Origin of the sequence: Blautia sp. HCN-1074 (assembly GCF_037890165.1) — a bacterium.
Taxonomy (GTDB): domain Bacteria; phylum Bacillota; class Clostridia; order Lachnospirales; family Lachnospiraceae; genus Blautia_A.
In genome coordinates this window covers 1-15,194 of the sequence record NZ_JBBKBP010000005.1, presented here as the reverse complement: position 1 = coordinate 15,194, position 15,194 = coordinate 1, and the positions used below count along the sequence as shown (strand labels likewise).

Genomic DNA, 15,194 nt, shown 5'->3' with positions numbered 1-15,194 from the left:
TGAAACAGGGGACTTCCTTGCTTTGGTTAAACCCGGTATATTGTTTGCAAAATAATGTACTAATAATTCCCCAGAATTCTCATTCTGTCAGCTTCCGCCTCGATTCCTCTCAGTGCATTCTTCACCGCACTGTCCTTTAAATTACCCTCGAAATCCACAAAGAATCTGTACTGCCAGTTCTTGCCTGTGATCGGGCGTGATTCAATCTTGGTCATATTCAGACCGTTATAGATGATATGAGACAGCATATTATAAAGTGTTCCGCTCTCATGAGGCAGTTCAAAGAAAATGCTGATCTTACGCGCATCTTTCACATAAATCGGCTTCTTACTCACAATCACAAAACGTGTGGCATTCTGTCCGTTATAGCAGATATTCTCAGCCAGGATTTTCAGCCCGTAAAGTTCTCCTGCCTGTCTGCTGGCAATCGCTGCCTGTGTCTTGTCATTATCTTCTTTGACTCTCTTGGCAGATCCGGCTGTATTTTCCATTTCTTTCTTCTTCCAGCCTGGATGAGCTTCCAGATATTTTCCGCACTGGGCAAGTGCCTGAGGATGAGAACATACCTGTTTAATATCATCAAGCTCTGCATCCGGCATTCCCAGAAGCACATGCTCCGGACGGATAACCTGCTCACCTACGATACTCAGATCATATTCTGCAAGAAGATCATAGATATCTGCTACGATTCCTGCTGTTGTGTTTTCAATAGGAAGAACCGCGTAATCCGCTTTTCCCTCTACTACCTTCTCCATAGCATCTCGCCATGTCTTGACATGGAAGCTCTTAATATCATCATGGAAATATTCTCTCATGGCAGCATAGCTGTATGCACCTTCTACCCCCTGAAAAACAACCGTCACATTATTTAATGGAAGCTTGTCTACCATTTCCAGTTTCTCATCATCTTCAACTCCATGTTCTGTCAGAAGCTGATACTGTCTCTTACGACTGATTGCCATAATCTGCTGAAAAAGCTCCTGAGCTCCAAGCTGGTTAAATTCTCCATGTGCCTTTCCTCTCAGAGTTTCCAGCTTCTGCCTCTCACGTTCCGGATCCAGAACTTTTTTTCCTGTACGGATCTTATATTCAGCGACATCTTCAGCTACCTTCATTCGCTGTTCAAAAAGACGGATGATCTCACTGTCAATCTTGTCTATTTCGTCTCTGCATTCCTGTAAATTTATCATTCTTTGTTATTCCTTTTTACTTTTTTGAAATTTTTTATGCTCTTCCACAATATCCGTCATTTTCCCGATAAAGGAAAGAGAACCAAACGCAATGATCACATCTTCTTCTCCGACAAGTTCAAAAGCTTTCTCTACCGCATCTGCGATCGTATGCATTGCCTGGACATTCGGATTATATTCGCTGACAGCCTCCGCCAGTTCTTCTGCCGGCAATGCCCTTACATTATCCGGAGTCTGTATTGTAAGAATCTGATCTGCGAAATGTGCTGTCTTTTCGATCACACTTCTATAATCCTTATCTGCAAAAACTCCCATAATATAAATCAGTCGTTTTCCTTTGAAATAGTGCTCTATCGAAGCAGCCATCATATCCGCAGCAGCCGGATTATGAGCTCCATCCACCACAAATAATGGTTTCTTACAGATCACTGTGAACCTTCCGTTCCAGTTTACTGTCTTAAGCCCCTCTATCCGTTGCTTAACAGTAGTCGGAAAGCCCAGATTATTCAACACCTTCAAAGCATTCAGGGCAACTACTGCATTTTCTTTCTGATAAACACCTGCCAGTGGAATCTCGTAATCCTCTCCACAATATTGTATCGTCTGTCCAAGACAGCTCTCCTGAATCACCTGAGCATCAAAAGCATCTGCCACTGTACACTCTGCATTATGAGTCTTACAGATTTCCCGGATCACCCGCATTGCCTCCGGTTTCTGCATAGCAGTCACCACATGACATCCATCTTTGATAATGCCAGCTTTCTTTTCTGCAATTTGTGACAGGGTATTTCCAAGGAAAGACATATGATCCATACTGATTGATACAAGTACTGCCAGTAATGTATTCTTAATGATATTTGTGGCGTCCAGATTTCCGCCCATTCCGACTTCCAGCAAAACGAGATCACAATTCTCGTTTTTGAAAAACAGAAATGCCACAGCAGTCTCTATCTCAAATGCTGTGGGATGAGGATAACCATCTTTTGTCATGGCTGTGATGGCATCTGCCACCTGTGTGATATATTCTGCAAAACTTTCTCTGCTAATTCTGCTGCCCGTGACTTCCATCCGGCCTCTGTAAGAATACAGAGTTGGTGAAACATACCTTCCGATACGATAGCCTGCTTCAGACAACGTAGAATATAAAAAGGCAATAACAGAGCCTTTTCCATTCGTACCGGCCACATGAACATATTTAAGATCGTCCTGAGGATTTCCCAGACGCTTCATCAATTCCCGCATATGATCAAGTCCCAGTACACTCGGGATTTCTCTTGTAATTTTGTCTATATAATCCCGACTCTCCTGATAATTCATAATATACTCCTCTTATTTTCTATGAGTTACACGTATTATTTTCTTCGAACCATTTCCGAATATATTCCCGATATGAGCATTTTCCCAATATGAATATTTACTCCGTTCACGGTTACCTTTCATACAATACGCCAAACGCCTCAGTCTTTTAATGTGATAACGTGGTTACTGTTCACTTCGTTCTCAGTAACACGCTTCGCGATGCACAGAATTTATGCTAATCGCATAAATTCGCGCCGTATGTCTCGGGATTTTGGCATTTTCATGCCAAAACACCTCGCGGGACAGTAGTGCGCGAACAGTAACATAACGTGGTTTCATTATATCCTACACGTATTTTTTTTTCAAGGCAGGCAATACTAGAAACAGTTAAAATTTATTCTGTTTATTGCTGTTCACAGAATAATCAATAATCTTAATTGGGAGGTTACTTATGAAAAAAGCATTTCTTTTCTGCGGACTGACCGGCTGGTGTATGGAAGTTCTCTGGACAGGTCTGCATTCTGTCTTTTCAGGAGAACTGACTATGACCGGAAAAACCTCTCTTTTAATGTTCCCCATTTACGGCTGCGCAGCCATCATCCGCCCACTTTCCGAAAAATTTTCCACATTTCCTTCTTTTGTGCGTGGCTGCATCTACTCAGTCGGGATTTTCTTTGTAGAATTCATCAGTGGCTCATTCTTACGTCATTTCCATATGTGTCCATGGAACTATTCTGACGCCCCTTTAAACTACAAAGGGCTGATTCGTCTGGACTACGCTCCGCTCTGGTTTGGAGCCGGACTCCTTTTTGAAAAAATACTCCAAAAACTCTCTTGAAAAAAGCACCTGATTATTATATGATGTTAGGAAGGATTATGTAACTGATTCCTGAACCAACAAACTATGGAGGTATGAAATGAGACACTTAATGAGTCCGCTGGACCTGTCTGTTGACGAGCTGAATACTCTTCTTGACCTGGCCAGTGATATTGAGAAACACCCTGATAAATACGCACATGTCTGTGACGACAAGAGACTTGCAACTTTATTCTATGAACCAAGCACCCGTACCCGTCTCAGCTTTGAAGCTGCTATGATGAATCTCGGCGGTAAAGTCCTTGGTTTTTCATCAGCCGATTCCAGTTCCGCTGCCAAAGGCGAAAGCGTTGCTGATACTATTCGTGTCGTATCCTGTTACGCAGATATCTGTGCTATGCGTCACCCGAAAGAGGGCGCTCCGCTAGTTGCTTCTATGGCTTCTTCCATTCCTGTTATCAACGCCGGTGACGGTGGTCATCAACATCCTACTCAGACATTAACTGATTTACTTACCATTCGTTCCTTAAAAGGACGCTTAGACAATTTAACAATCGGTCTGTGCGGTGACCTGAAATTCGGACGTACTGTTCATTCTCTGATTGAGGCACTTGTACGCTATACCAACGTAAAATTCGTACTGATTTCACCGGAAGAACTTCGCATTCCAAGCTATATCCGCGAAGATGTTCTGAAAAAGAACAATATTGAATTCCAGGAAGTTGAAAGACTTGAAGATGCCTTACCAGAACTTGACATTCTGTACATGACACGAGTTCAGAAGGAACGTTTCTTCAACGAAGAAGACTACGTACGCATGAAAGATTTCTATATTCTGGACAAGCAGAAAATGGAACTTGCAAAAGAAGATATGTACATTCTCCATCCACTTCCACGTGTAAATGAAATTGCAACAGAAGTAGATGCAGACCCGAGAGCAGCTTATTTCAAACAGGCACAGTACGGTGTATATGTACGTATGGCCCTGATTCTCACATTACTGGAGGTAAAATTACCATGTTAAATGTTGGAGCACTTCGCGAAGGTTATGTATTAGACCATATCAAAGCCGGTAAAGCCATGACGATCTATCATGATCTGAAGCTTGATAAACTTGACTGCACAGTTGCGATCATCAAGAACGCACGCAGTAACAAAATGGGAAAGAAAGACATCATTAAGGTAGAATGCCCGATTGAGAATCTTGATCTGGATATTCTCGGTTTCATTGACCATAACATCACCGTAAACATCATCAAAGATGAAAAAATCGTAGCAAAGAAAGATCTGAAACTTCCAAAACAGGTTGTTAACGTGATCAAATGTAAGAATCCTCGCTGCATTACCTCTATCGAGCAGGGGCTTGATCAGATTTTTGTTCTTGCAGACAAAGAGAAAGAAGTTTACAGATGTAAATATTGTGAAGAGAAATACACAGGTAAACGCAACAAATAATTTTGTTAATACCTCTTATTAATCATTACATAGCCGGAAGCTCCAGGTTTCCGGCTATCTTTTTACTCTCATAAAAGAAACCGTTCCCACATGTCCACAATCAGAAAAACTCCCGTTGCCTATGTAACTATGCTGTACAGACAACGAGAGCCTCTTATTTTTATTTCTTCTATTATATACACTTTATACGCAATCAGACCGATAAGCCGGGTTATGTCATTGAGTGATCATCTGTCTAGGCCTTACGTTGCCATAAGGCTCGAGCGACCCACCTGAAAGCACGACGGGCAGCCGTATCGCTTTCTATTCGGTCTTGCTTCGAATGGAGTTTACATGTGCCCGGCCTGTTACCAGGACGGCGGTAGTCTCTTACACTACCTTTCCACCCTTACCCCAACAAGTGAGGCGGTTTATTTCTGTTGCACTGGTCTGGGAGTCACCTCCACCGGACGTTATCCGGCATCCTGCCCTGCGAAGCCCGGACTTTCCTCGTCTGAACCCTTTCGTCTGTTCAGCCGCGATCACCTGGCCTGGTTGCGCAAGTGCTATTCTAGCACGTTTTTTTTCACTTGTAAACAATTATTTACACATTAAAACAGCTTCCGCCAATGAACTCTCTTAGAATAGAATTATGTGGCACTGCCTCACTCGGCACCGGAACAAAATATTCAAAGAATTTCAATAACCGCTTTGCTTCGATATATTCCGGCTCACTTTTATCAATCCCAAACAGCAACGGCTCTGCATAAACTTTCAGACATGCCAGTTCATAGATCAGCGCAGAATTAAACATTGCATCTGCCTCTTCCTGGAACGGGAAAATATTCTGTTCCTCTCCCCTTCGCACAGACGACCATCTCGCGATTGTCTCTTTCGCAGAAGTTCCTCTGGTACGCGCATCCCTTACAATTCTACGGATCAGGCGTCCGTCTGTGGTCGGAATCCGGTTGTGTTCATCAATATTCAACTGTGTCAGTGCACTGATATAAATCTTAAATTTGCTTTCCTTTGGCAGAGCATAACTAAGCTTATCATTCAATCCATGAATTCCCTCGATTACCAGAACATCATCCTTCTCCAGCTGCAGGAAATCGCCTTTATACTCTCTTGTACCTGTCTTAAAATTAAATACCGGCATTTCCACACGTTTTCCATCCAGAAGTGCAAGCATATCTTCATTAAATTTCTCTACATCAATCGCTTCCAGACATTCGAAATTCTTTTCGCCAAACTCATCTACCGGTGTGAGATGACGATCTACAAAATAATTATCCACAGCAATAGGATGTGGTTTCATTCCATGTGCCGCAAGCTGAATAGACAATCTGTGAGAAAATGTAGTCTTGCCCGATGAAGACGGTCCCGCAATCATCACAAATTTCTTATTTCGCTCAGAAGCAATTCTGGCAGCGATTTCTGAAATTTTTGCTTCCTGCATCGCCTCCTGAATCAGTAGAATATCCTGAATGCCACCTCTGGTGACCTTTTCATTCAGTTCTCCGACTGTTGCAATATCCAGCTTATCCCCCCACTCCTGAGACTCCTTCTGTACATGAAAAACTTTTTCACGAGGCTTAAATTCCGGCACTTTATCCGGTTCTTTCTGTGTTGGAAGCTGAAGAACAAACCCACCCTCATACAAAAACAGGTCAAATGTTTTGATAAATCCAGTATGATTTGCCATAAAGCCATAGAAATAATCTTCAAAGCTCTCAATACTGTAAAGATTTACCTTAGATCCTCTGCGGTAATTAAACAGCAGTTCCTTGTCATACATATGATGTTTGTGAAAAAGCGCAACTGCCTCACTAGTGCTCACACTTCTCTTCACAATCGGGAGATTCGCATCTACAATTTTATGCATCTGTGCCTTTACCCGGTCTATAAAATCCTGGGTCAGTTCCATAGGACCTTTCATTGTAAAATAATATCCATCTCCAATAGAATAATGAATCACTACTTTGTCAATATTCTCCTGACCGGCTACATCATAAATCGCTTTCAGCAAGATCATAGTCGCACTTCTGCAATAGGTTTTATGACCGATCGGATCCTTTGTCGTCACAAACCGGATCTCACAGTCTGATTTCAGATGTTTATGAAGTTCTCTCAGTCTCCCATCTGCCATTACCAGAATCACCGGTGCTTCTGTAGTACCTTCATATTCTTTCACAATATCCCCATAGGAAATCCCTTCCGGATACTGTTTTGTCTCTCCCTGTATCGTAACATTATACATTTTCTGTTCCATAAAACCTGCCTCCATTTCCAATATACTGACAAGGCAGCCATCCAACATCTATACCAGACAGCCGTCTGACTGCTCGACAAGTTAAGATTATTAACAGTTACTGTAGGCAAAAGCCCGTATCACAAAATCGTGTACGGGCTCTTTACTTTCGCACAGGAAATCTTCAGATTCGGAAATGCCTGCGTCAGCTCTTTCTTCATTGCATCCATAAAAACATACTCAGTTCCGTAGTGTCCGGCATCAATCAATGCCATTCCCTGCGCAACGGTATCAATTCCTGTATGATGATCGATATCACCGGTCACGTACACATCCGCACCTGCCCTGATGGCATCCTGGATCATGCTTTTACCTGATCCTGTACAGACGGCTGCACGTTTTACTTTTCCGTCCAGATCTCCGTAAACCTTTACATCATTTAATTTCAGAGATTCTTTGACAAGTTTCGCATACTCCCTCAGAGTCATCTCCTGAGGAAGTTCACCGACTCTTCCGAATCCCTGTGTCTCACCATTTCTCTCTTCCGTTACAGAAAGTACTTCTGCATCGTGCATCTTTGTATATTCAGCACTCAAGTCAGCCATACCCAGCACATCATAATTCGTATGCATCGCATAATAGACAATGCCTTTCTGAATCAGCGTAATGATCTTTCTCCCGGTAAAACTGTGATTATTGATCTTCTTAATCCCGGAAAAAATCATCGGATGATGGGTAATGATCATGTCTGCCCCATTCTCTATCGCCTCTGCCAGCGTCTCCTCTGTCAGATCCAGCGCCAGGAACACATGGCTGATCTCATTTGTGTCGTCTCCTGTGAGAAGTCCTACATTGTCCCAGTCCTCGGCTGCATCTGCAGGATATTTTTTCTCAAGCCAGGAGGTCAGTTCATATGCTTTCATATTCTTTCAAAGCGGCAATAATAGCCTGCCTTTCCTCCTCTACCTCACCAGCCCGTTTCTGAGCATTTGGTGCATTTTTTAATTTCTCAAGAATTTCATCGCGGATTCGAAGCTCTCTGTCCAGATATTCCTTCAGAACCGGATGTTTTCGTTCAAGGAGAAGTCCGCCAAACCACTCTTCTAAAGTATAAGGCGTATCCGGAAGAATATTCTCCTCTTCTCCATGAATCACTTTCATCATAGGATAAAATTTGCCATCTTCCCGGATCAGTTCTTCCTCCACGATCTGCCATCCGATTTCTCTGATAAACCTGCGAAAATGCGGGATATCTGACTGCGGCTGCAAAATCATTTCCTTAAAGCTCTCTCTGGCCTCTTTGCCATCAGTAAGAATCCTCTCCATCAGAGGGCCGCCCATTCCTGCAATCACAAGAGTGTCACCCTCCCCCGGTTTCAAAGCCTCAAGTCCATCGGAAAGTCTGGTTTCTATGTACGCATTCAGTCCATACTGCGAAATATGCTCCTGCGCTCTTGACAATGGTCCTTTTCTTACGTCCATTGCAATCGCTTTCGGAATTTTTCCATCCAGATAAAGAGCTACAGGCAGATATCCATGATCGCATCCCACATCTACGAGTCTGTTTCCCCTGGTCACCAGGCCTGCTATCGCAGACAAACGTAATGAAAGCTGCATAACAGGCTCCTTAGTCCAGATAATCTTTCAGCTTGCGGCTGCGGCTCGGATGACGAAGCTTACGGAGAGCCTTTGCCTCAATCTGACGGATACGTTCTCTTGTTACATTAAATTCCTTACCAACTTCCTCCAGTGTTCTGGCACGTCCGTCATCCAGGCCGAAACGCAGACGTAATACTTTCTGCTCTCTGTCTGTCAGTGTGCTCAGTACTTCTACCAGCTGCTCTTTCAGAAGTGTAAATGCTGCTGCATCTGCCGGTACCGGCACATTATCATCCTGAATGAAATCTCCAAGATGGCTGTCCTCTTCCTCACCGATAGGTGTCTCCAGAGATACCGGCTCCTGAGAAATTTTCAGAATCTCACGTACACGTTCTACAGACATGTCCATCTCTGCCGCGATCTCTTCTGGCGTAGGTTCACGTCCAAGCTCCTGCAGTAACTGACGGGAAACGCGGATCAGCTTGTTGATTGTCTCAACCATATGCACCGGAATACGGATAGTACGTGCCTGGTCTGCAATCGCTCTTGTGATTGCCTGACGGATCCACCATGTCGCATAGGTACTGAATTTATAACCTTTACGATAATCAAATTTCTCAACCGCTTTGATAAGACCAAGGTTTCCTTCCTGGATCAGGTCAAGGAAAAGCATTCCACGTCCTACATATCTCTTCGCAATGCTGACAACAAGACGAAGGTTTGCCTCTGCCAGACGTTTCTTGGCAGCTTCATCACCCTTCTCCATTCTCTTGGCAAGTTCAATCTCTTCCTCAGCAGAAAGAAGCGGAACTTTACCGATTTCTTTCAGATACATACGAACCGGATCTTCAATGCTTACACCTTCCGGAACAGAAAGATCGATCTTATCAAGCTCAATCTCTTCCTCATCCAGTTTATCGATGTCTGCATCGTCATCATCCAGAATCATATCATCTGCGTTGCCATCTGTAATTCTAAGCACATCCACTCCACTGGCTTCAAGAAAGTCAAATACTTTCTCCATCTGTTCAACTCCCAGTGGCTGGTCTTTAAAGAAGTCATTGATCTCCTGGTATTCCAGTACATTCTTTTTCTTCTTGGCAAGCTCCAGAAGTTCTACCAGTTTTTCACTGAATTTACCCATATTCATTTCCATATGTGCTCTATACCTCCATATAGTGTTTATATTTTATCCTTATTCGAAAGAAATATGCAGCTGCTGCCGTTTTCTTCCGAGATCTTCCAATTCTTTCTTTGCTTTTACAAGTTCCTGCAGTCCCTGGATATCTGTCGGATCCCAGGTTCTGTTTCTCTCCTTAAGACTCTCGTCCTTAATTCTGAGTACAGCATCCGAAAAAGCCCGGTTCTGTTCCTCAGGAGTCTCCAGATGGATTGTCGCATTAAAAAGGGAAGAAACTTCTCTCTGCTCTTCGCTGTCAATAAAAGCATTCATCAGTCTGGCCGGATTCACATCTCCGTCCTTATGCTGCTGATAGAGCATCTCTGCCACCTGTCTGTATAGCGGAACCACGAAATCCGAAGGCTGGATATATTTCTCAACCGTATCGAAAATGCCTGGATAAGTTACCAGCCAGGTAAGCATCAGCTTCTGTGCTTTCTCCGCTGCGCTCTCCTTCTTCTTTGACTGTACTGTACCTACAGGCTTCGGCTGGATCCTCTGTTCTGCCGGAGTCCCTTTCATAGCAAGGGCACCAACTCTCTTTTTCAGATCCTCCACACTGATTCCGCTGCTTCTGTAATCTTTCACAATTGCTTCTATATAAAGATTTCTCTCCAGTTCATCTGAAAGTTCCAGCAACATCTGCGCACACCGTTCAAAGAAACGGTTCTGTCCCTGCGGTTCCTCCATTGGGAACTCCCTCTCTGCCATATGAACGCGGAACATAAAGCTGTCCATAGCCTGTTCCAGACGTTTCTCAAACTCCTCAGCTCCAAGTGCCTTGATAAATTCATCCGGATCCTTGTGCGGCCTGAGATTCACCACCCTGGAAGAAACGCCGGCCTCCCGAAGAATCGGAATCGCACGAAGTGCAGCCCTCACACCCGCATCGTCACTGTCATATAACAGTAAAACCTCCTGTGTATAACGCTTGATCAGGCTTGCATGTCCTGAAGTAAGCGCCGTTCCCAGAGACGCCACTGCATTCGTAAATCCTGCCTGATGCATGGATATGACATCCATATATCCCTCACACAGAATCAGATAATTCTTTCTCGTTGTTCTCGCAACATTCAGGCCATACAAGTTCCGGCTCTTGTCGAAAATCGTTGTTTCCGGTGAATTCAGGTATTTCGGCTTCCCGTCACCCATCACGCGGCCCCCGAATCCGATCACACGATTATTTACATCCATAATTGGAAAAATAACCCTGTTCCAGAACTTATCGTACATTCCCCGGCGTTCATCCACATTGAAAAGTCCTGAATCTCTCAGAAGCTCATCACTGTAATTCTTTGATTTCAGATATTTATACAGATCATCACTGTATTTGTCCGAATATCCCAATCCAAACTTCTTGATGGTTTCCTCACTCAGTCCTCTTCCTGTCAGATAATCATGTGCCTGTTTTCCATTCTCGCGGCGCAGCTGATAATAGAAATAGCCCGCCGCAAGTTTATTGATTTCAAGAAGAGCAGCCCGCCGTTCTGCCTTTCTCTTTGCTTCTCCGGAATACTCAATCTTCGGAAGCTGCACCCCCGCCCTGTCTGCCAGATGCTGTAATGCCTCTCCAAAGCTGTAATTCTCATATTCCATCACAAAATTAAAAACATTCCCGCCTGCTCCGCATCCAAAGCAGTAATACATCTGCTTCGCCGGTGTCACCGAAAAAGAGGGCGTTTTCTCATTATGAAACGGGCAAAGCCCGAAATAAGTGCTTCCTCTTTTGTTCAGCTTCACATACTGGGACACAACATCTACAATATCATTCTTCATTCTGACTTCTTCAATGATATCGTCTGAATAACGCATGCTTCGTCCTCCTTCTTAATAGATTAATAGACTTCCCATGCTTTTGGTATGTAAATCTCCCGGAATTTCTCCATAGAATACTGATCTGTCATTCCTGAAAGATAGTCACATACTACCTGTTCCTTCTTCTCTCCGCGCATGATCAGTTCCCTGTACTCTGTCGACATTGCTTCCGGGTGTTCAGCATAATATTCATATAACTCTGTCAGCATCTTTACTACTTTCGATTCCTCTTTATGGGCTACCGGGTTCTCATACACATTTCGAAACATGATTGCCCTCAGATCCATCATTGCATCATAGATCTCCGCTGACATTTTTATGGTATCCTGCTCCAGACTGTTCTCTATAATATCATGTACAAATGTATTTAACCGCTCCCTGGTCGTATATCCAAGAAGCATACGCAACGTAACCGGGATGTCATCCTCCGTAATAATCCCTGCTCTCTGAGCATCATCCATATCATGATGAATATATGCGATCTTGTCTGAAAGTCTTACCACCTGGCCTTCGAGAGTTGACGGACTTCCACTGGTTCTGTGATTCAGGATGCCATCCCGGACCTCCCAGGTAAGATTCAACCCTTCGCCGTTCTTCTCAAGTACCTGTGCAACCCTGACGCTCTGTTTATAGTGGGCAAAGCCATCCGGGTTTACTGCATTGAGAGCTCTCTCTCCTGCATGTCCAAAAGGAGTGTGTCCAAGGTCATGCCCAAGTGCGATTGCCTCCACAAGATCTTCATTCAGCCTTAAAGCCTTAGCGATAGTTCTGGCTATCTGTGATACCTCAAGAGTATGTGTCAGTCTGGTTCTGTAATGGTCACCCTGAGGTGCCAGAAAAACCTGTGTCTTATCCTTCATCCTGCGAAATGCCTTGCTATGAAGGATCCTGTCTCTGTCTCTCTGATAGACGGTTCGTACATCGCATTCTTCCTCCTGCCTCTCTCTGCCCTTAGAATAAAGGCTGAATGAGGCATAAGGGTTTAGCATCTTTAGTTCTCTCTGTTCCATGCTTTCCCTGATATTCATAAGCGATACCTCCACAAGCTGACAAAATACCTCTTATTAATTATATTCTACATAAAATTTCAAATTCCTCTTTTTTTCAAAAAAAATTTGAAATTTTTTATATTTTTTTCAAAAAGTTGTTGACATTGTCTTTTGCATCTGGTATAGTATCACTTGTCGCGAGGGAGAGCACAAAAGAATCCCAAAGAAATGCGATATGCGGAAGTGTCGGAACTGGCAGACGAGCAAGACTAAGGATCTTGTGAGCATTGCGCTCGTGTGGGTTCAAGTCCCATCTTCCGCATTAAAGAATGAGGAACTATGAGAAGTCATGGCGCCTTATTTTTTTGTTTTTATTTTAGATATATAATAACCTCAACCTTGACACTGATTTTTAATGAATCCCGACATACAGATAAAAACTCTGGCGAATGAGCTTCTCACTGATCTCATAGCACGCCTGTCCGTAGTCTTTACATAGTATTCTCAATAAATAGCAGCAATAATACTCTCTATAAATACAGATAAAATAATGACCGGTTATATCACCTTATGATATAGCCGGTCATTATTTTATCTGTTCATATTCATCACAGTTCTGCAATTCTGCTGACTGCCACATAAATTTCCTGTATTTTGTACCAGGTCAGATAATCAACAATTCCCGTCTGTCCCAGGCCAAAAATCCCCTGAAAAACTCTGACAGCATTTTTTGTCTCATCTCCGTATATTCCATCCACAGTCACAGTTGGCACTGCCGGATATGCCCCGGCGATTGTATTTAACTGCTCCTGAATCTGACTTACTTTACTTCCTGTTGCACCAATATCAAGATCATATCCCGGCCATGATGCCGGAATCCCTGATACCGCTTCTGCCACATTAATGTACATATCATTTCCGTAAAAAGCCCGAAGAATCTCAATCGCAGAATATCCCTGATCACCCAATGTTTTACTGCCCCATTGCGTCATCCATCCCCTGTTTCTGCACTGCACCTGCTTTCCATCACAGTACTGTGTCAGAATCGGCTGGCGCACATTCGGTCTGGACAGATAATTCTCAAATAATTCATCTACAATGCGGTCGATACTGTCAAAAATATTTCTGCCATAGATCCATTTATGGTCATATGCAGTGGAAGAAGTTATGGTAAAATCATATCCTTTATTCCGGTACCACTCAGTATAAACTCTGTTTAACGTAAACGACATAATCGCCAGGACATTTGCCCGGATCGTATCGTCCGGCCAGGTGGCATAGATTTCGCTGCTGGCTACGTTTTTGATATAATCTCTGTAACGCACATAATAATTCTCTGCCGAAGAATCACTTACCGGGCCATCATGTACTACGATATATTCTGGAATAACAACCTTGCTCAGCACGATCTCTCCCGTCTCATTCACTGGCTTAATCTCAGATTCTTCTATTTTAGGTGGATATTTATAAAACAATGTGTGTGGCGGAATCACCACCCGCTGGTAGCTTTCTCCCTGTTCCATAGCATTTAAAGTTGCCGGCTGTCTGGACAAAACATCCGGCAAAACCTCACTGCCCGCTACTTCTTTGGGTTCAAAACCTTCCGCATCGATCTGCACCGTATATTCTGCATAAGGCTGTTCTTCTACCGGCTCCATACTATATTCCAGCGGCGGTGTTTTTAATTCAAGAACCGGTGTCCGGCCGGAGGAATCTGTCACCACCTCTTCAATGACGCTGTCCGGCGCACCTGTATAAGAGATCCTGACTCTTGCATTCTCTACCGGACGGTTATTCAGCCGGTCCAGCACCACCACCTGATACCGCCCCGTATCCACATTCTCCTTCTGCATATGCATTTCTTTATCAAAAAAAGCCATACAAACATCCTCAACGCATTGCTTCCTTAATAGAATATTCACCGCAGCTATATATGTTACAATTTTTCCTGATGTTTCTTTACTTTCTCATCAAGCTCGTCAAGCTTTCTCATAAGCGGCATCATATACCCGACATTTCTTTTTATTACAGACAATTCCATATTTCCAAATAGTTCCAATGCCGTTATCTCTTAATTCATCTGCATATTTCTTCTGATCTATCTGAGTGATTGCTTTCCTACATTCTATATCTCCTGTATCATTTTCAGAATACTTTACTTCAATAACAATTCCCACATCCGAATCGTCAATTCTAATTAGAATATCACTGAATCCATCTCCTGCTTCCTTATTTGAATTCACTCTCCAACCCGATTTAAATCCCAAAATTCCAAGTAGAATTCCATAGTAAAAGTTTTCTTTTGTTGCTTTTTTTACAAATGTATCGCGCACACTGATTGTCTTTTTCATATAGTCTGTAAATATAGATTCCACTGTTACTCTTTGTGTCTCCATCATAACATGACCGTATCTGTTTTACTTCATTTACTTTATTTGAATGTTTTCTCAAATTCCATAATTTCCTTACGACACATTTTTGCCGCTTCATTACACATTTCCACATCATCACGGTCAATCTCTATACTGTCATCACCTGGATATCTGGTTGAGAAATAAAATCCATCTATCATTCTCATATATGTTTGTGTACTCTTAGAAAACTCCAAATTCATATTTTC

Annotated in this window: 13 protein-coding genes, 1 tRNA gene, 1 other RNA gene and 1 pseudogene; 4 read left to right on the top strand and 12 right to left on the bottom strand. The window is 43.1% G+C overall.

Features of this window, described 5'->3' with window-relative positions; all coding sequences use genetic code 11:
• Positions 1 to 59 precede the first annotated feature (59 nt).
• Both pheA and WKT11_RS06035 read right to left on the bottom strand, forming a co-directional pair.
• Positions 60 to 1,190 (bottom strand): prephenate dehydratase, encoded by a 1,131-nt coding sequence (gene pheA / locus WKT11_RS06040; RefSeq protein WP_117676299.1) that lies wholly within the window; start codon positions 1,188 to 1,190, stop codon positions 60 to 62.
• Between the two features lie 6 nt (positions 1,191 to 1,196).
• The gene (locus WKT11_RS06035; protein ID WP_118247556.1) at positions 1,197 to 2,507 is read right to left on the bottom strand and encodes a bifunctional folylpolyglutamate synthase/dihydrofolate synthase; all 1,311 of its coding nucleotides are present in this window, start codon (positions 2,505 to 2,507) and stop codon (positions 1,197 to 1,199) included.
• Between the two features lie 433 nt (positions 2,508 to 2,940).
• On the opposite strand from WKT11_RS06035, the gene WKT11_RS06030 reads away from it, so the two are divergent.
• The 3 genes from WKT11_RS06030 (at position 2,941) to WKT11_RS06020 (ending at position 4,761) form a co-directional block, all read left to right on the top strand.
• The gene (locus tag WKT11_RS06030) at positions 2,941 to 3,327 is read left to right on the top strand and encodes a putative ABC transporter permease (RefSeq protein ID WP_340283200.1); all 387 of its coding nucleotides are present in this window, start codon (positions 2,941 to 2,943) and stop codon (positions 3,325 to 3,327) included.
• A 79-nt stretch (positions 3,328 to 3,406) separates the two neighbouring features.
• On the top strand, positions 3,407 to 4,330 hold the full coding sequence (pyrB, locus tag WKT11_RS06025) for an aspartate carbamoyltransferase (protein WP_117676302.1): 924 nt from the start codon (positions 3,407 to 3,409) through the stop codon (positions 4,328 to 4,330).
• Positions 4,324 to 4,761: an aspartate carbamoyltransferase regulatory subunit gene (locus WKT11_RS06020; RefSeq protein WP_117676303.1), complete on the top strand. Its 438-nt coding sequence runs from the start codon at positions 4,324 to 4,326 to the stop codon at positions 4,759 to 4,761. Before pyrB ends, WKT11_RS06020 begins: the two co-directional genes overlap by 7 nt.
• A 186-nt stretch (positions 4,762 to 4,947) precedes the next feature.
• Here the strand turns inward: WKT11_RS06020 and rnpB are convergent.
• The 7 genes from rnpB to WKT11_RS05985 form a co-directional block, all read right to left on the bottom strand.
• Positions 4,948 to 5,298: RNase P RNA component class A (gene rnpB / locus WKT11_RS06015), an RNA gene on the bottom strand.
• 46 nt (positions 5,299 to 5,344) lie between these two features.
• A complete protein-coding gene (locus WKT11_RS06010; RefSeq protein WP_118247555.1) occupies positions 5,345 to 7,012 on the bottom strand; it encodes a nucleoside kinase in 1,668 nt (555 codons plus the stop codon).
• Positions 7,013 to 7,131: 119 nt separating this feature from the next.
• Entirely contained in the window at positions 7,132 to 7,914 is a 783-nt protein-coding gene (locus WKT11_RS06005; protein ID WP_117676305.1) for a Nif3-like dinuclear metal center hexameric protein, read from the bottom strand.
• Positions 7,901 to 8,608 carry a tRNA (adenine(22)-N(1))-methyltransferase gene (locus WKT11_RS06000; protein ID WP_117676306.1) on the bottom strand — a complete coding sequence of 236 codons (708 nt, stop codon included), beginning with the start codon at positions 8,606 to 8,608 and terminating at the stop codon, positions 7,901 to 7,903. The genes WKT11_RS06005 and WKT11_RS06000 overlap by 14 nt, the downstream gene beginning before the upstream one ends.
• A gap of 10 nt (positions 8,609 to 8,618) precedes the next feature.
• On the bottom strand, positions 8,619 to 9,746 hold the full coding sequence (gene rpoD, locus WKT11_RS05995; protein WP_117676307.1) for an RNA polymerase sigma factor RpoD: 1,128 nt from the start codon (positions 9,744 to 9,746) through the stop codon (positions 8,619 to 8,621).
• Between the two features lie 39 nt (positions 9,747 to 9,785).
• The gene (gene dnaG / locus WKT11_RS05990) at positions 9,786 to 11,582 is read right to left on the bottom strand and encodes a DNA primase (protein ID WP_117676308.1); all 1,797 of its coding nucleotides are present in this window, start codon (positions 11,580 to 11,582) and stop codon (positions 9,786 to 9,788) included.
• 23 nt (positions 11,583 to 11,605) lie between these two features.
• The gene (locus tag WKT11_RS05985; RefSeq protein ID WP_117676309.1) at positions 11,606 to 12,613 is read right to left on the bottom strand and encodes a deoxyguanosinetriphosphate triphosphohydrolase; all 1,008 of its coding nucleotides are present in this window, start codon (positions 12,611 to 12,613) and stop codon (positions 11,606 to 11,608) included.
• A 198-nt stretch (positions 12,614 to 12,811) separates the two neighbouring features.
• Between WKT11_RS05985 and WKT11_RS05980 the strand changes: the two genes are divergently transcribed.
• Positions 12,812 to 12,896 (top strand) — tRNA-Leu (locus WKT11_RS05980).
• A gap of 286 nt (positions 12,897 to 13,182) precedes the next feature.
• Here WKT11_RS05980 and WKT11_RS05975 read toward each other — a convergent pair.
• The 3 genes and pseudogenes from WKT11_RS05975 to WKT11_RS05965 all read right to left on the bottom strand — a co-directional run.
• On the bottom strand, positions 13,183 to 14,454 hold the full coding sequence (locus WKT11_RS05975) for a peptidoglycan-binding protein (protein WP_118630347.1): 1,272 nt from the start codon (positions 14,452 to 14,454) through the stop codon (positions 13,183 to 13,185).
• Positions 14,455 to 14,553: 99 nt separating this feature from the next.
• Positions 14,554 to 14,973, bottom strand: a complete 420-nt coding sequence (locus WKT11_RS05970) for a PD-(D/E)XK nuclease domain-containing protein (protein WP_118247551.1) — start codon at positions 14,971 to 14,973, stop codon at positions 14,554 to 14,556.
• Positions 14,974 to 15,005: 32 nt separating this feature from the next.
• A pseudogene (locus WKT11_RS05965) lies at positions 15,006 to 15,194 on the bottom strand (HEPN domain-containing protein); the annotation flags it as partial.